Annotated in this window: 21 protein-coding genes; 9 read left to right on the plus strand and 12 right to left on the minus strand. The window is 55.1% G+C overall.

Going from position 1 to position 22,773, the window contains the following annotated elements; genetic code table 11:
- Positions 1–262: 262 nt before the first annotated feature.
- The 4 genes from SH678x_RS05700 to SH678x_RS05715 form a co-directional block, all read right to left on the minus strand.
- Positions 263–1,234, minus strand: coding sequence for an acetyl-CoA carboxylase carboxyltransferase subunit alpha (locus SH678x_RS05700; protein ID WP_496921923.1), 972 nt, complete (start codon positions 1,232–1,234; stop codon positions 263–265).
- 173 nt (positions 1,235–1,407) lie between these two features.
- Positions 1,408–2,298, minus strand: a complete 891-nt coding sequence (locus SH678x_RS05705) for a serine/threonine protein kinase (protein ID WP_496921924.1) — start codon at positions 2,296–2,298, stop codon at positions 1,408–1,410.
- A gap of 121 nt (positions 2,299–2,419) precedes the next feature.
- A complete protein-coding gene (gene truA / locus SH678x_RS05710) occupies positions 2,420–3,166 on the minus strand; it encodes a tRNA pseudouridine(38-40) synthase TruA (RefSeq protein WP_496921925.1) in 747 nt (248 codons plus the stop codon).
- A gap of 212 nt (positions 3,167–3,378) precedes the next feature.
- Positions 3,379–4,392 carry an aspartate-semialdehyde dehydrogenase gene (locus tag SH678x_RS05715; RefSeq protein ID WP_496921926.1) on the minus strand — a complete coding sequence of 338 codons (1,014 nt, stop codon included), beginning with the start codon at positions 4,390–4,392 and terminating at the stop codon, positions 3,379–3,381.
- A gap of 177 nt (positions 4,393–4,569) precedes the next feature.
- Here SH678x_RS05715 and SH678x_RS05720 point away from each other — a divergent pair, with 177 nt between their 5' ends.
- The gene (locus SH678x_RS05720) at positions 4,570–5,187 is read left to right on the plus strand and encodes a GNAT family N-acetyltransferase (RefSeq protein ID WP_496921927.1); all 618 of its coding nucleotides are present in this window, start codon (positions 4,570–4,572) and stop codon (positions 5,185–5,187) included.
- Positions 5,188–5,199: 12 nt separating this feature from the next.
- On the opposite strand, the gene SH678x_RS05725 is transcribed toward SH678x_RS05720, so the two are convergent.
- Both SH678x_RS05725 and SH678x_RS05730 read right to left on the minus strand, forming a co-directional pair.
- Positions 5,200–6,153 carry a pectinesterase family protein gene (locus SH678x_RS05725; RefSeq protein WP_496921928.1) on the minus strand — a complete coding sequence of 318 codons (954 nt, stop codon included), beginning with the start codon at positions 6,151–6,153 and terminating at the stop codon, positions 5,200–5,202.
- A 111-nt stretch (positions 6,154–6,264) separates the two neighbouring features.
- Positions 6,265–7,341, minus strand: coding sequence for a class I SAM-dependent methyltransferase (locus SH678x_RS05730; protein WP_496921929.1), 1,077 nt, complete (start codon positions 7,339–7,341; stop codon positions 6,265–6,267).
- A 156-nt stretch (positions 7,342–7,497) separates the two neighbouring features.
- On the opposite strand from SH678x_RS05730, the gene SH678x_RS05735 reads away from it, so the two are divergent.
- Positions 7,498–8,754 carry a PQQ-dependent sugar dehydrogenase gene (locus SH678x_RS05735; RefSeq protein ID WP_496921930.1) on the plus strand — a complete coding sequence of 419 codons (1,257 nt, stop codon included), beginning with the start codon at positions 7,498–7,500 and terminating at the stop codon, positions 8,752–8,754.
- Positions 8,755–8,941: 187 nt separating this feature from the next.
- Complete coding sequence (locus tag SH678x_RS05740; protein ID WP_496921931.1) at positions 8,942–9,124, plus strand: hypothetical protein; 183 nt, start codon at positions 8,942–8,944, stop codon at positions 9,122–9,124.
- A 17-nt stretch (positions 9,125–9,141) separates the two neighbouring features.
- On the opposite strand, the gene SH678x_RS05745 is transcribed toward SH678x_RS05740, so the two are convergent.
- The 4 genes from SH678x_RS05745 to SH678x_RS05760 all read right to left on the minus strand — a co-directional run bounded on the left by SH678x_RS05745 (position 9,142) and on the right by SH678x_RS05760 (position 13,306).
- Positions 9,142–9,999, minus strand: coding sequence for an EcsC family protein (locus SH678x_RS05745; RefSeq protein WP_496921932.1), 858 nt, complete (start codon positions 9,997–9,999; stop codon positions 9,142–9,144).
- A 63-nt stretch (positions 10,000–10,062) separates the two neighbouring features.
- Complete coding sequence (locus SH678x_RS05750) at positions 10,063–10,245, minus strand: hypothetical protein (protein ID WP_496921933.1); 183 nt, start codon at positions 10,243–10,245, stop codon at positions 10,063–10,065.
- Between the two features lie 189 nt (positions 10,246–10,434).
- Positions 10,435–12,675 carry a catalase/peroxidase HPI gene (gene katG / locus SH678x_RS05755; protein ID WP_496921934.1) on the minus strand — a complete coding sequence of 747 codons (2,241 nt, stop codon included), beginning with the start codon at positions 12,673–12,675 and terminating at the stop codon, positions 10,435–10,437.
- 205 nt (positions 12,676–12,880) lie between these two features.
- Positions 12,881–13,306, minus strand: a complete 426-nt coding sequence (locus SH678x_RS05760; RefSeq protein WP_496921935.1) for a Fur family transcriptional regulator — start codon at positions 13,304–13,306, stop codon at positions 12,881–12,883.
- Between the two features lie 236 nt (positions 13,307–13,542).
- Here SH678x_RS05760 and SH678x_RS05765 point away from each other — a divergent pair, with 236 nt between their 5' ends.
- A complete protein-coding gene (locus tag SH678x_RS05765) occupies positions 13,543–14,592 on the plus strand; it encodes a phospholipase D-like domain-containing protein (protein ID WP_496921936.1) in 1,050 nt (349 codons plus the stop codon).
- Positions 14,593–15,126: 534 nt separating this feature from the next.
- On the opposite strand, the gene SH678x_RS05770 is transcribed toward SH678x_RS05765, so the two are convergent.
- Complete coding sequence (locus SH678x_RS05770) at positions 15,127–16,332, minus strand: 2,3-bisphosphoglycerate-independent phosphoglycerate mutase (protein ID WP_496921937.1); 1,206 nt, start codon at positions 16,330–16,332, stop codon at positions 15,127–15,129.
- A gap of 364 nt (positions 16,333–16,696) precedes the next feature.
- Between SH678x_RS05770 and SH678x_RS05775 the strand changes: the two genes are divergently transcribed.
- From SH678x_RS05775 to SH678x_RS05785, 3 genes are all read left to right on the plus strand, one after another.
- Positions 16,697–18,115: a phosphoglucose isomerase-related protein gene (locus SH678x_RS05775; protein ID WP_496921938.1), complete on the plus strand. Its 1,419-nt coding sequence runs from the start codon at positions 16,697–16,699 to the stop codon at positions 18,113–18,115.
- 95 nt (positions 18,116–18,210) lie between these two features.
- Positions 18,211–18,810, plus strand: a complete 600-nt coding sequence (locus tag SH678x_RS05780) for a transposase (RefSeq protein WP_496921939.1) — start codon at positions 18,211–18,213, stop codon at positions 18,808–18,810.
- 2 nt (positions 18,811–18,812) lie between these two features.
- A complete protein-coding gene (locus SH678x_RS05785) occupies positions 18,813–19,730 on the plus strand; it encodes a DUF6263 family protein (protein ID WP_496921940.1) in 918 nt (305 codons plus the stop codon).
- 3 nt (positions 19,731–19,733) lie between these two features.
- Here SH678x_RS05785 and SH678x_RS05790 read toward each other — a convergent pair whose 3' ends face one another.
- Positions 19,734–20,069, minus strand: a complete 336-nt coding sequence (locus tag SH678x_RS05790; RefSeq protein ID WP_496921941.1) for a Rieske (2Fe-2S) protein — start codon at positions 20,067–20,069, stop codon at positions 19,734–19,736.
- Between the two features lie 154 nt (positions 20,070–20,223).
- Here SH678x_RS05790 and SH678x_RS05795 point away from each other — a divergent pair, with 154 nt between their 5' ends.
- Positions 20,224–20,544 (plus strand): MazG nucleotide pyrophosphohydrolase domain-containing protein, encoded by a 321-nt coding sequence (locus SH678x_RS05795; protein ID WP_496921942.1) that lies wholly within the window; start codon positions 20,224–20,226, stop codon positions 20,542–20,544.
- Entirely contained in the window at positions 20,520–22,769 is a 2,250-nt protein-coding gene (locus tag SH678x_RS05800; protein ID WP_496921943.1) for a DUF8726 domain-containing protein, read from the plus strand. Before SH678x_RS05795 ends, SH678x_RS05800 begins: the two co-directional genes overlap by 25 nt.
- Positions 22,770–22,773 lie beyond the last annotated feature (4 nt).

Below are 22,773 nucleotides of genomic sequence, written 5' to 3' on the forward strand. Positions count from 1 at the left end.
CGCTGCGGAAGCAACATGTTAGCCGGCATCGTCCCGATGCCGTTTAATCGCCACAGAGTAGGGGCCCAAGGCGAAATGGCGTATTTCGCGGGATTCTCGCACCCCGAAACGAACATAACAGTGATTATCGGACGTTCGTAACAGGCTCGAATTCGCGAGTGAGCCCCCTTCACTGGCTGCGTTAGCCGGCATCATCCCGATGCCGTGTTGGCCGATCCGCCGAGGCGATCACCATACCTAGCCGCGATGCCGCGTCGAAGAATTACACCGCCGCGGGTTCTAAGTACGGTCCCATGCGGCGGAACTTGTCGTAGCGTTCCACGAGCAGCTGGTCGGTCGGCTTGCGCAAAAGTTCGCGTAAGGTTTTGATCAGATAAACCTTCAGCCGGCCCGCCATTTGGTGGTGATCCCGATGGGCACCGCCGAGCGGTTCTTCGACGACGTCGTCGACAACGCCCATTTCGCTCAGATGTTTGGACGTGATTTTGAGCGCCGTAGCGGCCTGTTCGGCGTAGTTATGACTCTTCCAAAGAATGCCGGCACAGCCTTCAGGGCTGATCACCGAATAATAGGCATGCTGCAAGATAGCTACGCGATCGCCGATGCCGATCCCCAAGGCCCCGCCGGAACCTCCTTCGCCGATCACCACGCAGATAATTGGAGTCTGTAGCCGCGACATTTCCAGCATGCTTTGGGCGATCACCATGGCCTGGCCGCGTTCCTCGGCGCCGATTCCCGGATAAGCCCCCGGCGTGTCGATCATGGCTATGATTGGCAAGCGAAACTTGGCCGCGAGTTTCATCTTTTCCATCGCTTTGCGATAGCCTTCGGGATGAGCGCAACCGAAGTAGCACTCGTTGCGTTCCTTGAGCGTTTTGCCTTTTTCATGACCGACGACGAGCACCTTGTGTTCGTCCAACTTCGCAAAGCCGGTTCTCAAGGCTCGGTCATCACCAAAGAACTTGTCGCCGTGAAGTTCCACGAACTCGTCGAACACGAGATCCAAGTAATCGGTGAACTTAGGACGTTCTTTATGCCGAGCGACCTGCACCGTTTCCCAAGGATCGAGATTGTTGTAGATCGTCTTGGTCGTTTCGGTGAGCTGCCGGCGCAAACCGCGAATCCGCTCGACATGCTCGGGCGTTTTCTTTTCGTTAGCCTCGAGCGCGGAGATTTGTTCCTGCAACTCAAAGATCGGTTGCTCAAACGGAAGTCGAAAGTCGTATCCAGGCATAATCAGTCCAACTTTGAATTCTTGTTTCAGATTAACCGCTAATGGACGCTTATAGGCGCTAATAAGAAACGAATACAAATCCTATTAGCGAAGTTTAGCGTCGATAAGTGGTTTAAAACTCTGCGTTCCCCGCGCCTCTGCGTGGAAATCTTTGGGTACTCTATTATATCGAATCAGTTGTGTTCGTCGTCTTTGGTTTCCACCTTATCGACGGGCTTCTTCGGTTTGATGTGGAAACAACGCCCTGCTTTCAATTCGCGATAAAATTCCATCAGCGAATCCGGCCGGTTCTTGGGTTCTTTTTCCAACATGCGATGAATCAAATTGGCGAAGTCTGGCTGAATGTTCTTCTGCAACATGCCGATCGGCTGTGGCCGGCTCTTAAGATGCTTGTTCAACAAGTCGGCCGTACTCGTGCCGGTATAAGGCAGCTTGCCGCACATGAGTTCGTAAACCATGCAGCCGAAGCTATAAATGTCGGCGCGGGCATCGACTTCCTTGCCGCGGATTTGCTCGGGGGCCATGTAGCTATAAGTCCCCTGCACCGGCGCCTTGTTTCCTAGCAGCTTCGAAAAACCCGTTTTGATTTTGCGAGCCAACGTAAAGTCAATCAGTCGGACTTCGTTCGTCTCGCTTACTAGAAAATTGTCCGGCTTGATGTCGCGATGAGTCCACCCCTGCTTGTGCATGTACTCGATCGAGAGTGCGGCCTCGCCGAGGATGGCTTCCATCCGCCAATGCAGGCGCTCGACTCCTTCATGAATTTGCTGCTTCAGGTTCGGAGTCTTGAACAGCTCCATGATCAGATAGGTGCCGTCCTTGGCCGTGCCGAAGTCGAGCGTCTTGATAATCGACTTGTGTTCGAGCGATTTGCCGACGGTGTATTCGTGCTTGAGCTCGTTCGCCGCTTGGCGCGTGTGCTTATTACCGGCGGGCAGCCATTTCATGGCAAAAGCTTCGTTCTTGCCGATGGGGCGCACGGCCCAAATCTCGTACATCGCGCCAGCACGAATGAGATAATACAGCCGATAAGGGCCAACAAATTCTTTTCCGCCAGTTGCCATGAAATCCGCGTGGGGGCTCGGTGTTCCGTGTGACAGGGAGAGACTACTAGTTTAGTCCGGTCAGCACCGAGAGGAAACCCTGAACTGAGCCGCTCGCGGCTTAGCGGCGAGCGTGAATTGTCTAATAATAGACGTGCAACAAACACAACCCTTCAGGGGGCGCAGTCCGCCCCGCCACACGTCGATCGCGTGCGGCCATTACCTCGGCGAGCCACTTTTCATCGCGCCGCCCCGAACCCACATCGACCAGCGAGCCCGCGATGATTCGCACCATGTTGTAGAGAAATCCATCCCCTTCGACGTCGATTTCCACGCGGGAAGCTTGGTCGTTGCTGCCCCGACGAACTTCGATGGCCGTAATCGTCCGCACGGTGCTTTCGCGTTCGGAACCCGCGGCTTGAAAGCTCAAGAAATCGTGCGTCCCCACCAAGGCTTGTCCTGCCCGGTGCATCGCTTCGGCATCCAGTGGTTGCGGCACGTACCACACCAAGTTGCGATCAAATAGCGGCCGCGTGCGCTCGTTATGAATGCGATAGCGATAGCGCTTGCCTTTGGCGTCGTAAGTCGCATGAAAACCGGCCGCGACTTCCTCAATCGCCACGAGAATCACATCCTCGGGAAGTTTGGCGTTGATCGCGCGATAAAGCTGATCGGCCGTGAGATGCGTGTTCGAGTTGACGCCGACAACTTGCCCGAGGGCATGAACACCCGCGTCGGTGCGGCTCGTGGCCGAAACTTGCACGGCTTCGCCCGTGATTTGTTCCCACGCGGTTTGCACGGCCCCCTGCACCGTACGGCGATCGGGTTGAAACTGCCAACCGGAAAACTTCGTGCCGTCGTACGCGATGATGAGTTTGAACGTCGGCATAGAAAAAATTTACAGGAGGAAGCAGAGTGAGCAGAGAGAAGAATTGTCATTCCGAAGGGAGTTCTGCTACCCGAGGAATCTGGCTTCATTTATGACACGCCTGCCATATGTGAAGGTACTGCAGGCCAGATCCTTCGGTCGCCAAGGCTCTCTCAGGATGACTTAAAGCTCTGCTGCCTCTGCTTCCTCCTGTAAAAAACATTTTCAGTGAACTACACAGCCGCTTGCGAGCGAACTAGCAACTCGGCGATTTGCACGGCGTTGGTGGCGGCACCCTTGCGAAGGTTGTCGCTCACGCACCAGAAGGCCAAGCCGTTGGGGCTCGAGAGATCTTCGCGGATACGGCCGATGAACACAGCATCGTCGCCACTGCAATTGGCGGGCATGGGATAGACCCCCGCCGCCAAGTCGTCGACAACTTTGATGCCCGGCGTCGCGGCAAACAACTCGCGTGCCTCGGCCACGGTGATCTTCTTTTCAGTTTCGACCAGAATGCTTTCGCTGTGGCAATTCTCCACAGGCACGCGCACACACGTGGGGCAAACTTGAATCGAATCGTCGCCCAAGATCTTGCGGGTCTCGAAGACCATCTTCATTTCTTCGCTCGTGTAGCCTTCGTGCTTGAGCGAACCGATTTGCGGAATCAAATTGAAAGCAATCGGGTGGGCAAAGACCTGATACTTGTAATCTTCTTTTTCCAAAAATGCGCGGCTGCCGGCGATCAAGTCTTCCTGGCCTTGCACCCCTGCTCCGCTCGTGGCTTGATAGGTGCTCACGATGACTCGTTTGATCGTGCCGGCATCGTGCAGCGGCTTCATCGCCAAGACCATCTGCGTCGTCGAGCAGTTCGGGCTGGCGATAATGCCTCGATGGTTGAAAGCTGCTTCGGGATTGATCTCGGGGACAACCAGCGGCACGTTGGGGTCCATCCGCCAGTAACCACTTTCGTCGACGACCACGCAGTCGCGCTCCACGGCCCAAGGACAGAATTCCTTCGCGACCGGATCGGGGGTACTACCAATGGCGAGATCGATGTCGTCGAATGCTTCGGGCCGCAGCAACTCGACCTTGTGCTTTTCACCTTTGAACGTGATCGTCGTGCCTGCGGACCGCTCGGAGGCCAGAAATGTGATTTTCGAGTACGGAAAATTCCGTTCTTCCAACATTTGGCGAATCAGGCTTCCCACGGCGCCGGTGGCGCCGACAATGGCGATCGACTCAAACACGGTTGCTCTCCAGGTGAAATGTAGTGTCGGGCGGACAGTCCCCTGCCCTCCCGCGGATGATTGGTTCCCCTACAGACAACGGCGGTCACGGGGAAGTTCGTCATTATAGAATGCGTTGGATTCGGCCACAACGTAGCCTCTTGCGGGTTAGCGGCCTGAAATGGAGTAGATTTCGAGATGCCAACCGCCAGCCTACCTGTGATCGAGATCGCCCACCAAAGTGACGTGCCGCAGATTGCAAGGTTGCTTGCCGAAGCATTGCTGAACGATCCGTTGCAGCGTTGGTTGTTTCCTGAGGAGCATTCCCGACTTGCAAAGAGCGAGCGAGTCTTTCGGCGAATTTTGAGATCCAAAGTCCCTGACGGTTTGGTCCGCGTGATTCGCGATGAACATGGCGAACCGGTGAGCGTGGCCGTCTGGACGCCGCCCCACCCCCCTGCCCCGACCCGTTTCGCCCATTATGCCGAGTCCTTATTTATGCGTTGGACCTACGGCCGGCGGATTCATGAAGTCCGTAACGGGTTTACAGCCCTCGCGGCCCGTCATCCGCGTGAGCCTTATTGGTATCTGCTCGCCTTAGCGACCGCCCCCTCGCACCGCGGCAAGGGCCATGCCGCCCAGTTGCTCGACGAGCGAATCTGCCAGTGCCGCGCGACCAAGGAATTGATCGCGCTCGAAACGTCCCAGTCCCTGAATGTGTCGTATTATCAGAGGCTGGGCTTTGTTGTCGAGGATGAACTCCAACTCAACGATCAGTTTCCCGTGTGGTTGCTCTGTTATCGAGACAACAAATAAGAACGATGCTATTTATTGATTCGGATTCCAACCGTCGTGGCCACCGAGCACACGCTCCACGGTGAAGAGTGCCGCGGCTGCGGGCGTGAGTTGCTTGCCCCAACGGACTCGTTCGTTCTCTTTCGCGCCGTCTCCCTTGCTGCCAAACTCGCAATAGCGTGACGTGTATTCGCGCAGCGGTTGCCCCCAGTTCTCCCAACCCACGGGGCGCACGACGTTACTCATTTCAGTATTGACGAACGTCACCGCGCTAGAGTCCCGCCACGGCCGGCCAAGATAGGTGAGGACATCGGGTTCGCCCGTGATTTGGCAATCGCGAAAGACAAAACCAAATTGCTGCACGTCGGGAGTCGACGCCGCAGTGATGTAGCCATCTTTCAGACAATGAATCTGGCAGCGATCGAAGAAAGTGGTCGCACTGCCAAAGATAAAATCGACGTGCCCTTTGATCGTGCAGTCGGCAAAATACTGTCGGCCGCGATTCACCAGGATCGTATCTTGCCAACCCAGGAAGTGACAATTGCGAAACGTCGCGCGATCGCCGTCGACTCGCAATGCCAGCGCTTGCCCCACGGGTCCAGCGGAGTTTTCAAACGTCAGATTCTCGGCCTGAAAATCGTCGGCTTCGATGTGCGTCGATGGCGTACGAAACGTGCCGATCGGTTTGCCGTCGGCCCCCGGCAGATTGGCATGCAAGTGATATGTCAGAATCGTCGTGGCGGGGTCTTCGCCCAACAGCCGAAAAAATCGCTTTTCGCGCTGCAAGTGAATTTGCTCTTCATACTTGCCGGGCTTGATGCGAATGATTACCGGACTTTCAGGGCGTCCTTCGGGGACGCTCATCACCGCAGTCTGCACCGATTCAAAGTCGCCACTGCCATCCTTTGCCACGGTCAGCTCAATGGGCTTTGCGTGAATAGAAGTCGTGAGAATCAAGAGCAACAAAGCACTGAAGAATCGCAACACGAAACGACCTCCCGGAAGAAAAGTAAGAACCGCCAGACTGCGATTCTAACAAAGACTCCAGGGAGGTCGAAGTGTCACCCGATGCAATCAACTGTAATGATGACGCAAAGCTCAGCACTGACAAACGTAATAAAAGTTGAGAATATCATGCTCAAGTTCCTCGACGCGCACGTCGCGAAACTCGGCCTCGGCCAGCATTTCCAAGGCCTTCTCTTTACCCCACGCGGCACCCAGACCCATACCGCCAGATGCCAACGAGACGCTCATGCAGTGCATGCACGAAATCGTGTATACCATGGGTGCCATCGGATGATCCAGGTTTTGGTGGACATGACTCGACGCGGCGATGTCTTGCATCAGATAAACACCCCCTGGTCTTAACGCTTTGCGGATATTTTGCAGCACGATGTCGGGCCGCGCCTGATCGTGAATCGCATCGAACGTGAAGATCAGATCCAGCTCTTGGTTCAATTTCCACTGAGCGGCATCTTGCACGTGGAACTGCACGTTGCGTAAGCGCCGCTTCTCGGCGATGGCTCGTGCGCTGGAGATCGCTTCGACCGAAAAATCGAGCCCTGTGAATTGGCTGTTGGGAAAACGCTCGGCCATGTGCATCAATGCCAAGCCGCTGCCACAACCAACGTCGGCGACGTTGATGCCCTGTTCCAAGCGTTCTTCAATCCCTGGAATCAACGGCAGGATATGGTCATCGAGCCCCGACACGACCGTGAGTGCGCTTTCCGACGCCATCACTTCGTGAAAACGCTTGTACGAAGAATAAGGAACACCGCGGCCATGCGAAAATGCGGCGGTGACTTCATCCTCTACCGCGCCCAAAACAGCGATCCATTGAGCGACACTTGCGAAATTTTCCACTCCTGCCGCGCGCGTCAGATAAGCCGCGTGCTCTGCCGGGAGACGATATTTTTTGGTCGTGGGATCGTAGTGAATGATCCCGCCCGTGGTCAGCGCACCCAGCCATTCACGAACGTAACGCTCATTGAGCTTGGTTTGTTTGGCGATCTCTTCGCTGGTCGCCGGATTCATCGCGGCCATCTGATCGAAGAGCCCCGTCCGATGGCCAATTGAAGTCATCAGCATCAGCGTGGCTTCGTTGACGGCCGTGAGCATTCGCTCGGCGAACGCGCTGCCGTTGGTGGTGGGGGTTTCTAACGTCGTCGTACACATTCTTTCTGTTCCTTATCAAAAATGGATCTGCCGTCGGCAATTCATGAGGCGTTTTTTCTGCGGCAATCGGCTCATAGTCGATCTGAATATTAAGTGCTAAGATCGTGATTCTGTTACAAAATTCCTCTTTCCACGAAGAACACAGAGGCTCGCCCCATGGTTCGGCAGTTTTCGACGCTGATTGTCTCGCTGTTTTGGCTAGTTTTATTTGTAACTGTTTCTCCGGCCGATGTGGATACTAGCCCCCTGGCCACCGTCGAAGTCGTGCCAGCATTTCCTAATCTCGAGTGGCCCGATTGGATCACCGGCATCGACGAGGGCAAAATTCGCGATCCCCGCCCGATTATTGTGACGGGGGCTGGCGATGGCTCGGGCCGCATGTTCGCGGCCACGCAGTACGGCACGATCCACTTTTTCGACAACAAGCCCGACGCGAGCGAGATGCACACGTTTCTCGACATTCGCGATCGCGTGATGGAATTTAAGCCCCATGAAGCGGAAGAAGGCTTTCTGGGTTTGGCGTTTCATCCCAAGTTCAAAGAGAACGGCGAGTTCTTTGTTTATTACACCCCCAAGCCAACCCCCGAAAGACCTCACGCGATTCGGATCTCGCAGTTCCGGGTGAAAGAAGATAACCCCAACGAAGGTGATCCAGACAGCGAAGAAGTGCTGCTCGAAGTCAGCGAGCCCTATTGGAATCACAACGGCGGTACGGTCTTGTTTGGACCGGATGGATATTTGTACCTCGGCATCGGCGATGGCGGTGCGTGGAACGACCCACACATGAACGGCCAGAACTTGATGACGCTGTTGGGCAAGGTGGTTCGCATCGACATCGATCAAAAAGGGAAGCCCAATCAAGAGGGCAAGTCCGCCCCTTATGCGATTCCCGCAGACAATCCGTTTGCTAACGATGGTCGATTTGCTAAACCAGAAATTTTCGCCTACGGCATACGCAATCCGTGGCGTATTACTTTCGACCGCGAAACCGGCCAAGGTTGGATGGCCGACGTGGGTCAAGACACCTGGGAAGAAATTGATCTGCTTGTTAACGGCGGCAACTACGGTTGGAACCTTCGCGAAGGCAAACACAAGTTTGGAGCCGGCGGCGTCGGACAGACCGAGCGTTTGATCGAACCGATTTGGGAATATCACCACGACGTCGGCAAGTCGACCACCGGCGGCTATGTTTATCGCGGCAAGGAGATCCCTGAACTACAAGGAGCTTATCTCTACGCCGACTTCGTGACCGGCCAGGTGTGGGCTCTGTGGTATGACGAGGAATCAAAGCAAGTCATCGCCAACCGCACGATCCGCGACAAAGGCCCGGTGATTATCACCTTCGGCGAAGACGACAACGGCGAAGTCTATTTTGCGAGCGAACGCGAGATTTTTAAGTTCAAGAAAAAATAAGGTATTAAGTCGTGAGCCGGTGGGCTTGTGCCTACGGTTTTTGGCTAGATTACCACCGGCACAAGCCCGGCGGCTCGCGGTTTTCTTGAAGATAAAGAGGATTTTAACTTCGCTTCACATCGACTTTAGGTAGCCGTGTGATATTTCTTTCAGACATTCCTGCTATTAGCAGTTACTGGAGAAAGAGATGAACAGCATCGCCACGTTAGTCGTCCTGACAGCCTTTTGCACCGCCGGCATCTTGCTTTTGGCCTGCGTCGCCGCAGCCATGAATAATCGCGTTCACAGCGCGAAAAAGCCCAAGCCACTCAAGAGCCAGTTCAGAGTGCCCCGCGCACCAGAAGCCTTGGTGCCATGTTCCGATGGCTAACAGCTAATAGCTAAATCCTAACAGCTCTTATAAGCTTCCATCACCGTCACCGAACCATACTCCCGTTCCAGACGGCGAATCGTAAAGTGGGCCCGGGCGATATCTTGGTAGTGACCGATGAAGTAAGTGTTAATCAGCGCCCCGCCGACGGCCCCGATGACCGGAATCGCTTGAGCGGCCAGCTTCTCACTCACCACCAAGCCAAACCGCTTGCCGATCATGTGTATCAGTTGCACTACCGGCGGCGCGGCCCGATCGGCCAGACCGTGCTGGGCGACATACTTCGCCGCATCGCCGATTTGTTTTCCCATCGCGATCCGCACGGTCATATAACCAATGTCGGTGCCGTCATCTTTCGAGCCCGCTAAATCTTTGGCCGCTTCGGCGTAAGAGCCAGGATCCAGGGCCAAAACTTCCAAGCACGCGAGCCGCGATTCCAACTGGCTCAAGTCTTCGCCTTGGCTGCGAGCGATATCCGCCACGCTGCGCAGAATCAGCGTCGTGGAAAGCGGCAACTCGGCCGCGACCGAAAGCCCGCCAAACGCACCCCCTGCTGCCCCGCTCAGACCGGCCAGCACCTTGTGCGACATCAGCCGAGCCCTACTCAATCCATAACTCTGTCGTGAAATGTTATCGTGACTCCCCAACGTCGTGACGGCCAGCTCCAGTGCCTTCTCCAGCGATTTATCCACAGCGCTGTAGATAAGCTTCTCCGCCGCAGCCGGCAGCAACTTCAGCGAAGCCGTGATCGGTGCCCCCACCAGCTCAGCCAAGCGCTCGGCCAAGCCTTGGTGTTCCAGAATATCCTTCGCCTCGCGCAGTTCTTCCAGAGCGGCAGGCGTAAGTTTCGTCGCAAGCAGTTGGTTGTCAGTCATGCCAAGATTATACGACACACAAACCCAAAGGCGAGCGGCCGATGTTAATCGGCTGCATGACGACTAGTCGAGCCACTTTTTCAGCCGTTGTTTCGCATCTTCATGAGAGGTGACTTCCCCAGCGGCGATTTGCTTTTCGCCCGTCTCGATCTTGTCCATCAGATAGACTTTTTCCAGAAAGGAATCGAGATCGACGTCATCGGCGTAGGAGTCGAGCACCTGCAAGACTTTTTCTTTTTGCATCACAAATTCTCTTCTAACTTGGACATCTGCCGCCTCAATTATACACGCCAATCGAAAACCGCAGAGCCCTCTTCCCCATTCGTGCTATTCGTCCGATTCGTGGTTCCAAAATCCCCACAAAAACAAAGAGGCTAGGGAAACACGATCTCACATTCCCCTAGCCCCCAATCTCTAGCTCCCAGTCGCCACGTCTTACGCCAAATCAAACCGATCCAGATTCATCACCTTATTCCACGCGGCGACGAAATCTTTCACGAACTTCTCCTTCGCGTCGCTGCTGCCGTAGACTTCGGCGAGCGCCCGAAGTTGCGAGTTGGAACCAAACAGCAGATCGACCCGTGTGCCGGTCCATTTGGTTTCGCCTGACTTGCGGCATTTGCCTTCGAACTCATCAGCCTCGTGGCTCGTGGGTGACCATTCGATCCCCATGTTCAACAGGTTCACGAAGAAATCGTTGGTGAGCTTGCCAGGTTCCTTGGTGAACACACCGTGACAATCCTTGCCGGCGTTCGCGGCTAACACTCGCATGCCACCGACCAGCACCGTCATCTCTGGCGGAGTGAGCGTCAACAATTGCGCCTTGTCGATCAGCAACGCCTCGGCGGGAATCGTGTACTTGCCCTTGAGATAGTTGCGGAACCCATCAGCGATTGGCTCCATTACGTCGAACGATTCCACGTCGGTCTGCTCTTGCGAGGCGTCCATGCGGCCCGGGGTGAACGGAACCGTCACTGCGACTCCAGCGTCCTTCGCCGCTTTCTCGACCGCGGCACAACCACCCAGCACGATCAAGTCGGCGAGCGAAACCTTTTTGCTCCCCTTATTGAACTCGCTTTGAATCCCTTCCAAGGCTTTGAGGACCTTGGCGAGTTGCGCGGGTTGATTGACTTCCCAATCCTTCTGCGGGGTCAACCGAATCCGCGCGCCATTTGCACCACCGCGCTTGTCCGAACCTCGGAACGTCGAGGCCGAGGCCCAGGCCGTCAAAACCAATTCCGTCACCGACAACCCTGAGCCAAGAATCTTGCTCTTGAGCGCCACGATCTCTTTATCATCCACAAGCGGATGATCGACCGTGGGGATTGGATCTTGCCAAATCAATTCTTCCGACGGGACTTCGGGCCCGAGATACCGCGCGCGGGGTCCCATGTCGCGATGGGTCAGCTTGAACCATGCGCGGGAAAAGGCTTCGGCGAATTGGTCCGGGTTTTCCATGAACTGGCGCGAAATCTTTTCATAAGTTGGATCAAATCGCAGCGCCAAGTCGGTCGTCAACATCGTCGGCAAACGCTTCTTCGTTTTATCTTGAGCAAAGGGGATCGTCGCCTCGGCATTCTTGGCCACCCACTGATGCGCGCCGGCTGGGCTCTTGGTCAATTCCCATTCATGGCCGAACAGGTTTTCAAAGAAACCCATCCCCCACTTGGTCGGCGTCGAGGTCCACGTGACCTCCAAGCCGCTCGTGATCGTGTCGTCCCCCTTGCCCGTGCCGAAACGGTTCTTCCAGCCGAAGCCCTGTTCTTCCAAGCCAGCCGCTTCGGGTTCGGGACCCACATTGTCCGCGGGAGCAGCACCGTGAGTCTTGCCGAACGTGTGACCGCCGGCAATCAGCGCGACCGTTTCCTCGTCGTTCATCGCCATCCGCGCGAACGTCTCGCGGATATCAACCGCCGCCTTGAGCGGATCGGGATTGCCGTCGGGGCCTTCGGGGTTCACATAAATGAGACCCATCTGCACCGCGGCGAGCGGATTCTCCAACTTGCGGCTGTGGATGTTGCCGTCGGCGTTGTCTTCGGAAACCAGTACGGGGCCAACTTCCGCAACGCCCTCGCTGCCATCCTTATAACGAACGTCGCCGCCGAGCCAGGTTTTTTCCGCACCCCAATAAACGTCTTGATCCGGTTCCCACACGTCTTCGCGACCGCCGCCGTAGCCAAAAGTCTTAAAGCCCATCGTTTCGAGCGCGACGTTGCCGGTGAGAATCAACAGGTCGGCCCACGAAATCTTGCGGCCATACTTTTGCTTGATCGGCCAGAGCAACCGCCGGGCTTTGTCGAGGCTCACATTGTCGGGCCAACTGTTGAGCGGCGCGAAACGCTGCTGACCACGACCACCACCACCACGACCGTCGCCGGTGCGATACGTCCCCGCGCTGTGCCAGGCCATGCGAATGAACAGTGGGCCGTAGTGTCCAAAGTCGGCAGGCCACCAATCTTGCGATTCGGTCATCAACGCGGCGAGATCTTTTTTGAGCGCCGCGAAGTCGAGACTTTTGAACTCTTCTGCGTAGTTAAAATCCTCGCCCATGGGATCGGACTTCGACGAGTGCTGCCGCAGCAAGTCGATCCTCAGTTGATTGGGCCACCAATCACGATTCGTGGTGCCGCCCCCGGCCGTGTGCTTGAACGGGCATTGCGCTTCGTTTTCGGACATGAGAATTCTCCCTAATGATACTAGTTGGTCTGGCGTTTTTTTATTTAACCACGAATCAAACGAATAGCACGAAAAGGAAGAAGTTAACCGCTAATGTTCGCTAATAAAACGCTTATAAATTTATTAGCGAACATGAGCGTAGATTAGCGGTTTGATCTTTGTCTTTTTTGTGTATTTCGTGTGTTTCGTGGTTTCAAAATTGTATTTACTCTGTCGTTGCCGTCCGGCACTCCGGACAGGTTCCCCAATAGATCACCTCGGCCTCGTCGATCAGGTAACCCGAGTCCGCCACGGCGGTCAAGCAGGGTGTTTCTCCCACGGCACAATCGACGTCGACCGTCTTACCGCACGCGCGGCAAATCAAGTGGTGGTGATTGTCACCAACGCGATCCTCGTAACGAGCCGGCGACCCCGCGGGCTGAATCCGCCGGATGAGCCCCTTCTCGGCGAGCATCCCCAGGGCATCGTAGACCGCCTGCCGCGAAATCGAGCCGATCTCGCCGCGAACTTCCTCGGCCACATCGTCCGCCGTCGAGTGCGGTCGCAGAGCCACAGCCCGCAGCACGGCCAGCCGTTGCGCCGTGATTTGCAGGCCTTTTTGTCGCAGAAGTAGGGCTGGATCGGTGATCATGCCCCGAATTTACCGGAATTCTGGACTTTGTCAAGAATTGGATTAAGGCTGCCAGTTGCCCCGACTGTTACCAGCAGTACTTGTTGAGCCATAAACTCGGATTACTCTAACTACCACTTTACTAAAAGACATGTTGGGGCGGACGGCAATCTCACTTTAAGTGCAGCACCGCCATGCACCGTTATCCGTATTAGACATCTCGACAATGAGTTATTCGATGTTCTAAAGGACGTTCTATGACACGAGCGCTAGACCAATATTACTTCCGAACCATTGACGGTCGTTGGCGCAAGGAACTCCGCGCTGCCAAAGGGCGCGTGCTTGTCTTTTCTCCCTATATTACTTCGAGCACTGCAGAGAATGTTCTGAGTTGTACACATCCATTACAATGTGAGGTTCACACCGTGTTGTCTGCAGAAGCGTTCGCTGTTCGTGCTTCTTCAATTCAGACTTTAAAAAAATTCATACAAATGGGAATCGCAGTCTTCGAAGTCCCCGAACTTCATGCCAAAGTAATTATCGTTGAAGAATCATTTGCGAGTATTGGCAGTCAAAATCTTACAAATAAAGCTTGTCGCAATCGCGAAGCAACTTTCGCTATCAACGATCGTTCAGAAGTAGTGACAATAAAGAAGTTGGTTGAACCTTGGCTGAAAGCGAGGAGAGAAGTTACCAAGGAAATACTCAGTGAGTATGAAGCGATACTGCCAGAACTGCAGAAAATGTTTCGATCAGCACGAAACATGGCGGCTAAAAAAGATTCTGCTATCCGCCAGTCAGCCATCAGTCGCCATCGTCGTCGCAAGAAAATGGCCAGGGAATTGCGCCTCTTACTAGATGATTTACTAGGTAAAGAAGAAGTTTCAAGGGACGCCGCAACTCGCTTTATCCAAGGATCCGCTTGGTGGCATCATCCCAAAGGGCCCCGTCGGGCCCCTAAGCATTCATCTAGAATACTAGGCACCAACGGAGATTGGTATATTACTTTTGGGAGTAATAACTTTCTTGTTGGGCGCGCTATACAAAGATGCCGTTCCACAATTGAGTTTGCTATCGAAAACGCTTTTTCTGGAAACCTAATCACATATCAAGCGTTGTTAAACGAACTGAAGCAGAATGTAAGAGGAGCAGTATCTAACAAAAATGGCGACGAATATAGTGGATTCTATCCATTGAATGGGGGCGATATGATGTTCGGCACAACATCTATTGATGTAAATGATTTTATAAATCTATTCCTCAACAGATTGCCACTTTCTGAATTAGTAGCAGATTATAAGAGGTAGCGCTGCGTGACATTAGTGAAAGCAAGTGGCCTAATTTGGCATTCAATTGACGTCATTTTCCGGGTGCCACTGTTTGCTTGCCCATTGCTTGCCCAGCAGCGTCTTCATCGGCATTGATAAAAGCTCAGTACAACAATTATGCATCCCAGGGATGCCGTCGCTGTCGCTCCTCAATCCCTGGCTAATGGCTGGTATCCATGCGGGATAAATCGTAATCGATTTGATTCAGCCACGAAGTGGCGCTCCTAAGATAGCCCAGGGCACCCCCCTGGGTGGAATTGTCCCCTGATGATGGTTAGCCCTGTAAGGGCGGCTCTAACCACGGCGGTGATTAATAGCGCCCCTTCAGGGCTTCCGTTTAATGTTGCACCGCATTCCCAGGGCTGCGCCCTGGGCTATCTTATTGACGACCCTGCGGGCCTGAAGAGATTGCTTGTGGTCGATCCCAGACGGAAAGACAATTCTCTGCTCGTTCCAGAAAAACCCTCCCCTAGCCCCTCCCACTGAGTACAGCGGGAGGGGGATAAGAAGAGCTTACGCTCCAAACTTGTTCAGCCGACCGGCGTTCGCGAGTGCGAGCACCATCAGGTACTTCGCTTCGAACTGGCCGAGGCCGCCTTTGAGGCATTCCGCTTCGCCGAATTTCTCGCAACCGTCGGTGCGGCAGTTGGGTGCCACGAGCAGCGTCGGCACGGCATGCCAACTGTGGCTCGCGAGCATGCTCGGCGTGCTGTGGTCGCCCGTGCAGATGAACACGTCGGGCTTGAGAGCCATGATCCGCGGCACGCAGGCGTCGACTTCTTCGGTGCGTCTCACCTTCGCGTCGAAGTTGCCGTCCTCGCCGGTGCTGTCGGTGTATTTGAAATGAATGAAGAAGAAATCGTACTTCGCCCAATTCTCTTCGAGCACGGCCATCTGCTCGTCGAGCGTTTGGGCATCGCCGAGGATATCCATGCCCACGAGCCGCGCGAGGCCCTTGTACATCGGATACACGGCGATCGCACCGGCGCGCAAGCCGTAGACTTCATCGTAACTGGGCAGGCTGGGTTTGGAGGAGACACCACGGAGCGTGCAGCAATTGGCTTTGAGTTCCCCCGCCAAAAGTTCCTTGGCTTGTTTGATAAACTCAGCGGCGACTTGCGCGGTCTTTTCGCTGTCGAGATTCGTGGCCCGTGGTTCGAGCGGAGGTACGCCAATCATTTGCGGATCGGTATCGGCGAGATTACCGCCGAGACCCGGTCCACGGAACACGACCACGAAACGATGCTCCTTGACGGGTTCGACGAAGACTTCGACTCCCGCGATGGAAACCTGCCGAAGCCTGATGGCGAGCGGTGCGGATTCTTCGCTGGCGATGCGGCCCGCGCGGCGGTCGGAAATATTGCCATTGGCATCGATCGTGCAAAAGTTGGCGCGGATGGCAACGTCGCCTTCCTGCAACTTGAAACCAATGCCCGTGGCTTCGAGCGCGCCGCGGCCGATGAGATATTGCAACGGATCGTAACCAAACAAACCCAAATGGCCGGGACCGCTGCCGGGGCTGATGCCGGGCTTTACGGGGATGCTGCTGCCGAGAATTCCCTGTTTCGCCAAAGCATCGAGATTGGGAGTCTTGGCGGTTTCGAGTTCCGTGAGTCCGCCGGGATGTTGAGGCAAGCCGCCGAGTCCGTCGGCGACGAGCATCACGATTTTAGTGTTGTTTTTGATGTGCAGTTGGCGGGTCAGTTCGTGCATATCCATGGCGGTGAGTGGCAAGCAGTTGGAGGTTATGTTGAAAGACGAAAATCGACCCATACTATCGTCACGATCCAGGGCGATATGGCAAGGGCTGCAAGTTTTGTGAGACTCCTAAATCCAGACTTTGTAACCACTAAGACACAAAGAACACAAAGCAGACGAACTTTTATGAAAAGCCAATCCCAATATAAATGTACAATCTGCTTGTGATTCACAATGAAAAAGTCGCCTTAGTGTCCTTCGTGCCTTGGTGGTAAAAAAATTTGACTGCTATCTCCCTAGCCGGGGATATGACGATTTCAGTTAGTGCGGTTAGAATCGTCGGTTCCCGCCCTGCCCTGCTTGATTTCTTGGAAAGGACCCTGTGATGGCTGCTGTCACGATTACTTACGATCCCAGTGGTGTGTATCTTCCCGAACATGGATTGTCCCGCGATGCGTTGGGGAAGATTGCGCCGAAGCTGTTGGCGGCACGGGATGAAGTGCTCGCCGATGCCAAGCTGTGGGCCGACGGCGGTGCGGTTCCGATGGATAAGCAGCCACTCGATGCGGGCTTCCATCATATGCCCGATCGGTTGCTGGCCGAGTACGAAGCGAAAGGCCCCGAGAGCGAAGTGGGCCGCATCATCGCCACGGCCAACCGGGTGGCGGCGGTGATCGACCGCGCGGTCCTGTTGGGGATCGGAGGTTCGTACATGGGGGCGCGGGCGTTGCTCGAAGCCTGCTGCCATCCCTACTACAACGAACTATCGCGCGAAGCCCGGGGAAATCGTCCGCGGATTAGCTTTGAAGGGAACAACGTCGATAACGATGCCCTCAGTGGATTGTTCGACGTGCTGCCCGACGTGGTGTCGCCGGGCAATGTCGCGGAGCGTTGGGGGATCGTGGTCATCAGCAAAAGCGGCGGCACGTTGGAAACGGCGGCAGCGTTTCGGATCTTACTGAAAAGACTGGCGGACTCGTTGGGCAGCAATCGGGCACAACTCGCTGAGTTGGTCGTTCCTGTAACGGGTACGAATGGCAAGTTGTTTGACCTGGCAACCGCGATTGGCTGCCGCGAGATGTTCCCCGTTCCTGATGGCGTGGGAGGACGCTTCTCGGTGCTGTCGGCGGTCGGTTTGTTGCCAGCCGCGATCATGGGGCTCGATATTGTGAAACTCCTCGAAGGTGCCAAGGCGATGAACGAACAATTCGCCACCGCCGCCGTGGGCGAGAATGTCACGCTCGATTACATGGGCATCTGCCATTTGATGGAGGTGGAGCGCGGCTGCGATATTCGTTTGATGTCGACCTGGGGCAAGCGGCTTGAAGCGTTGGGCCTGTGGTACGACCAACTGCTTTCCGAAAGTCTCGGCAAGCACGAACGGGGCGCGATGCCGCTTACGGTCGTGAACACGCGCGATCTGCATTCCCGCGGTCAGCAACATCAGGAAGGCAAACGCGACAAACTGATCACCAACGTGATCGTTGAGAAATTGAAGACTAAGCCGGTCGCCATCGGCGAGAGCGAGCTTAACCAAGACGGCCTCAACGAACTGGCAGACAAGACGCTCCCCGAAATTCTCTCGGCGGCCACTCAAGGCACGAACCAAGCCTACCGCGAAGATAATCGGCCCACCACGGCGCTGCACTTGCCTGAGATCGACGAATTTGTGATGGGACAGGTGTTTCAGATGTTCATGCTGGCGACAGTCGTCGAAGGCCGCATGATCGGCATCAATCCCTACGGCCAGCCCGGCGTGGAAGCGTACAAGAAGAATATGAACGCAATCCTGCGGGGCAAATAGCGCGAAACCGCAAGCGATATGGTTGTCATTTGTGGAAGGTACCCAGCAATAAGCAAAGTTCATCGCTTGCGGTTTCGCGGCGAGGAAGCGAAATCATGGTTGCCGCGTATCATTTAATCTGGACGGCCTATGGTCATTGGCTTCCCAATGATCCGCGTGGTAGTACGTCGCAAGAGATACGATGTGCGCAAATTGCTCCGCTCGGAGAATTGCACTATGGAAGGAAACGAATTCAACCGGCAGGCAGCGTGATCCGAGAGTTTTACGATGCTGCTTGTGGCATTTTGAAGCACGAACTGCTGAGCTTAAACGAAAGCCAAGTTAAGCTCGTATCGCAAAGTTTCCACGAAGTCATAAAACGCCGCGAATACACATGTTATGCTTGCGCAGTCATGCCTGATCATGTGCATGTGTTGATTCGTAAGCATCGAGACAAAGCGGAGGAGATGATATCTCGCCTTCAAGGTGCAAGTCGTTTGGCAATCCGAAACGAATATACTTTGCACCCCGTGTGGGGTGGTCCAGGTTGGAAAGTATTCTTCAATACACAAGATGACATTCGACGTACAATCCGCTATGCAGAAACTAATCCCCTAAAATTACGTCGTCCCAGGCAACGCTGGCCATTCGTGAAAGAATATGATGGATGGTTGCCGGGGCAGGCGAAGATCGCGAAACCGCAAGCGGAGAAATAAGCGTGTATCAAGGTATTTCGTTATTTGTCGTAAGAGTATCGCTTGCGGTTTCGCTGTTGATGGCGATTTCAGCATCGGCACAGGCCGTGACGCTCGCTTGGAAATTTACGCCCGGCGAAGAACAGAATTATCGCGTTTTGCAATCGGCCAAGTTGTCGGCTGGTCCCGAGGACGACGTCAAGCAGTTCGCGGCCGTTGAGCAAGAGCTTGAATTGACTTGGAAAGTGCTGGAAGTGAACGACGACGGCAGCGCGCAAATTTCGCTGCAAGTCTCGGCGTTTTCCTTTCTGGCCGAAGGACCCGACGGACAGGAAGTTCGCTACGACAGCGATTCCACCGAGGAGCCGCAAGGATACGCGGCGATGCTGCTGCCCATCGGCAAGCGGCTGACTGCTTCGCCGGTCACGCTGACGCTGTCGCCGCGTGGTGCAGTCAGTGATGTCAAAATCATCGATGAGCTGAGCGAAGCCGTGAAGTCGGTGCCGGGAGGCAAGAAATTTGCGCAAGATGGCGGGCTCAAAAGTTTCGAAACACTCACACTCCTTGGCGCGCCGGTGTTGTTGCCCGAGGGCGACATTGCAACCGGTGCGCGCTGGTTGGAGAGTCGTGAAATCACGTTTCCGGTCTTGGGTCAGATCAAAGCCGAGTTTGCTTACGTTTTGCGAAATCCCATCAATCCCGCGCAAGTGACGATCGAGCAGATGATGTCGATCAACATCGCTGAAGCAGAAGGCGTTGAACGGTTGAAGCTGGTGGATCAAAGTTCAACCGGCACGATGGTGTTCGATGTGGAGAATGGTCGCCCCGAGAATTCCACGCTTACGTACGAAGCCAAGTTCGACCATCCCAACAGCGCGGAAGGCAGCATGAAGCTGGAGCATTCGATTGAGTTCCGTCGCGTGGCGGATGATTCGCAGTAAATCTCACTCGGCAGGTTTCTTGTTCCGATCGACAAGCTGGACTTGGATTTCATCACCCACGACTCGCGTGGGATAGGATGGAATCTTCAGCCGAGGATTGTCTCGCCAAGTGCCGTCGCAAACATCGAAGCACCAGGCATGCCACGGGCAAATGACCGATCCATCTTCCTGGAGTTGACCCGCTCCCAGCGAAGCTCCCATGTGCGGGCAGAGATCGTCGATGGCGTGATACTCGCCCCCGCGGTTGAAGACCGCGACCAATTGCTTGCCGATGGCAAAGGTCCCCCCCTGCCCTTCCGGAATAGCTCCCACTTTGGCAACGGTAACGAATTCGGACATGTCGGGGGAATCTCGAAGAAGTTTCTTGGGCGAAACATCCAGAATATCGTTGAAACTTATGCCGTCCTAGCCCGCAGTGAATATGTGTCTGGTTGAAAGCCGATTTGCTGACTATCTTAATGTTTTACGCCGCTTGACTCGATTCGACTCCATCATGTCCAATTCTACGCCCAACATCTCGTTTCGTGACTTTCAGCAACTCATTCGCGGAATGTATCACGAGAAAGACGTGGCGCGGGGCGTGGATGGCACGTTCATGTGGTTGATGGAAGAAGTCGGCGAATTGGCCGCAGCGTTGCGTGAAGGAACTCACGCCGAACAAGCTGCTGAGTTTGCGGATGTGCTGGCCTGGCTGACGACGATTGCCAACGTGGCGGAAATCGATCTCACCGCCGCAGTGGTCGAAAAGTATGGCTCCGGCTGCCCCGGCTGCGGCCTGTTGGTTTGCACATGCGACGACGCGGAGAAGCCGTGAATTTTTCTCTGCGTCATATTCTATTGCTGGGAGTTGTGCTGGCGTCGAGCGCGCTCAACGAAGCCCACGCGCAGGATGCGGCGATCACCGGCGTGCAAATCGGTTTCGCCGAAAATTACAAGCTTGGTTGCTGGACCCCCGTGGAAGTGGAACTGATGGGCGGGCCAAAACCAGTTGTCGGCATGGTGACCGTGACGGTTCCTGATGGCGATGGTGTGCCAACCACGGTGATGAGTCCTCAGAATCGTCCCGTGGCTCTCGAGCCGGGTAAGGAATCGACTGTCCGCCTGTTTGTCCGCGTTGGTCAAAACTACAGCGCGTTGACGGCTAAGTTTATCGATAGCGAAGGCGAAGTCGTCGTCGATCGCACATTTCGCGCAGCCGCGGCTGCCAGCGAAGGTGCTTTGCCGACGGGGCTTCCTGCCACGAACTTGCTCTATGTCGAGTTTGGTCCGCCGCTTGGTTTGGCCGATCTGACAGTTAGCGAAAATCAAGATGAGCTCGCGCAGACTCGCGTTGCCCGCGTTGATAGTGCCATCGATCTGCCGACGGAATGGTATGGTTATGAAGGGGTTGATATGGTCGTGCTGACGACCTCGCGGCCCGATTTGTATCGTCCTTTCACCCAGAACCCGGCGCGAGTCGAAGCCTTACGGCAATGGGTCGAACGGGGCGGCAAGCTGGTGATCTTCTGCGGTTCGCAGGCCGACGAGTTGCTTGTCGAGGGAGGCGCACTTGCCTCATTATTACCCGGCCAATTCACCGAGACCGTCGTTCTTGAACAATCGCAGCCGATAGAAGCCTTTAGTGGTGCGGAGGAATCGATCACTCCGACGCGGCGCGTTGATTTCCGCGTGCCGATGTTCAGCGAAATACGCGGTAAGGTGCTCGCGAGCGCCAAACGCGGTCAAACCGATGTGCCGCTAGTGATTCGTTCGTATCTCGGGTTTGGTGAGCTCACCTTTGTGGGTTTGGATTTTGATCGACCACCGCTGGTGGGTTGGCCCGGTCGCAAAAGCTTTTTGGCGAAAGCTCTTGATCTCGCGACCGAGTCGAATTCGCAACAGCCCAACGCTGGTGCAACGGTCGTAAACAGCGACGATCTGATAACCCAAGTTCGCACAACGCTCGACGACTCGTTTGTGGGTGTCGATCCCGTGCCGTTCGCGCTCGTGGCATTGCTAGTCATCGGATACATCTTGCTGATCGGCCCGGGCGATTATTTTTTGGTCAACAAGATTTTCAAGCGGCCCGAAATCACTTGGATCAGTTTTCCCATTATGGTCGTGGCGGTATCCGCCTTAGCCTATTGGTATGCGAATTGGCAGAAGGGTGATCAGCTGCGGGTCAACCAAGTGGAATTCGTCGACGTCGATACGACGACTGGTTTTACACGCGGCACGGTTTGGACGCATTTCTTCACACCGCGTGTGGATGAGTTTGATTTGTCGCTCGCACCTGCATTTCTTAAGAACCAAAAACTTGATGACAGCCAAGAAATTGTGGCGTGGCTTGGCCAACCAGGATACGCCTTAGGCGGAATGCAGAACACGAGCGCACAGACGGGCCTGTTTGATCGCGGTTACGCTTTTAATCCGGCGCTCGATGAAATGCTCGGCGTGCCCGTGCAATTGTGGTCGACCAAGACTATCACTTCGCGCTGGTCTTCCGAAGTTACCGGCCCCGTGGAAGCAACACTCAATCGGACCGACGAGCAGTTGCTGTTGGGACAAATCGTCAACTCCGCTGATCTTGCTCTCAATGATTGCGTTTTGCTTTACGGGCAGTGGGCCTGGAACTTGGGTTCGATTGCCGCGGGATCGGCGGTCAATATGGCCGACGCCAGCCAGCCACGTACCGTGCGGACTTTGCTCACCAATGCGACGGCCGGAGAAACCACCATTACTGACACAGCCGACGATGGCACGGTCCCGTTCCGGCTGGCGAACGCCGATATCACCCGGTTGGCCAAAACAATTATGTTTTTCGATGCGGTGAATGGTCAGCGATATGCGGGCATGTTAAGCCGTTATCAATCGTTTTTGGATATGAGTCATCTGCTCGAACAGCCGAATCTCGCGATCGTGCTGGCGAAAGTGCAAACTCCTGGCAGCCAATGGCAGGATGGAGATAAGCCGCTCAGCGGTGCGCAAGAACAGGAAAACAATCGGAATTGGACGTTTTATCGATTCGTCGTGCCTGTTGGCCCGCTCGTAGAACAATAAACTT

This window comes from Bythopirellula superficialaquae, assembly GCF_059632245.1.

Excerpts from the sequence above, each read along its gene's own strand:
- SH678x_RS05700 (WP_496921923.1), bottom strand. The coding sequence starts at position 1,234 with ATGCCTGGATACGACTTTCGACTTCCGTTTGAGCAACCGATCTTTGAG.
- SH678x_RS05705 (WP_496921924.1), bottom strand. The coding sequence starts at position 2,298 with ATGGCAACTGGCGGAAAAGAATTTGTTGGCCCTTATCGGCTGTATTAT.
- truA (WP_496921925.1), bottom strand. The coding sequence starts at position 3,166 with ATGCCGACGTTCAAACTCATCATCGCGTACGACGGCACGAAGTTTTCC.
- SH678x_RS05720 (WP_496921927.1), top strand. The coding sequence starts at position 4,570 with ATGCCAACCGCCAGCCTACCTGTGATCGAGATCGCCCACCAAAGTGAC.
- SH678x_RS05730 (WP_496921929.1), bottom strand. The coding sequence starts at position 7,341 with ATGTGTACGACGACGTTAGAAACCCCCACCACCAACGGCAGCGCGTTC.
- SH678x_RS05735 (WP_496921930.1), top strand. The coding sequence starts at position 7,498 with ATGGTTCGGCAGTTTTCGACGCTGATTGTCTCGCTGTTTTGGCTAGTT.
- SH678x_RS05740 (WP_496921931.1), top strand. The coding sequence starts at position 8,942 with ATGAACAGCATCGCCACGTTAGTCGTCCTGACAGCCTTTTGCACCGCC.
- SH678x_RS05745 (WP_496921932.1), bottom strand. The coding sequence starts at position 9,999 with ATGACTGACAACCAACTGCTTGCGACGAAACTTACGCCTGCCGCTCTG.
- katG (WP_496921934.1), bottom strand. The coding sequence starts at position 12,675 with ATGTCCGAAAACGAAGCGCAATGCCCGTTCAAGCACACGGCCGGGGGC.
- SH678x_RS05760 (WP_496921935.1), bottom strand. The coding sequence starts at position 13,306 with ATGATCACCGATCCAGCCCTACTTCTGCGACAAAAAGGCCTGCAAATC.
- SH678x_RS05765 (WP_496921936.1), top strand. The coding sequence starts at position 13,543 with ATGACACGAGCGCTAGACCAATATTACTTCCGAACCATTGACGGTCGT.
- SH678x_RS05770 (WP_496921937.1), bottom strand. The coding sequence starts at position 16,332 with ATGGATATGCACGAACTGACCCGCCAACTGCACATCAAAAACAACACT.
- SH678x_RS05775 (WP_496921938.1), top strand. The coding sequence starts at position 16,697 with ATGGCTGCTGTCACGATTACTTACGATCCCAGTGGTGTGTATCTTCCC.
- SH678x_RS05780 (WP_496921939.1), top strand. The coding sequence starts at position 18,211 with ATGGTTGCCGCGTATCATTTAATCTGGACGGCCTATGGTCATTGGCTT.
- SH678x_RS05790 (WP_496921941.1), bottom strand. The coding sequence starts at position 20,069 with ATGTCCGAATTCGTTACCGTTGCCAAAGTGGGAGCTATTCCGGAAGGG.
- SH678x_RS05795 (WP_496921942.1), top strand. The coding sequence starts at position 20,224 with ATGTCCAATTCTACGCCCAACATCTCGTTTCGTGACTTTCAGCAACTC.
- SH678x_RS05800 (WP_496921943.1), top strand. The coding sequence starts at position 20,520 with ATGCGACGACGCGGAGAAGCCGTGAATTTTTCTCTGCGTCATATTCTA.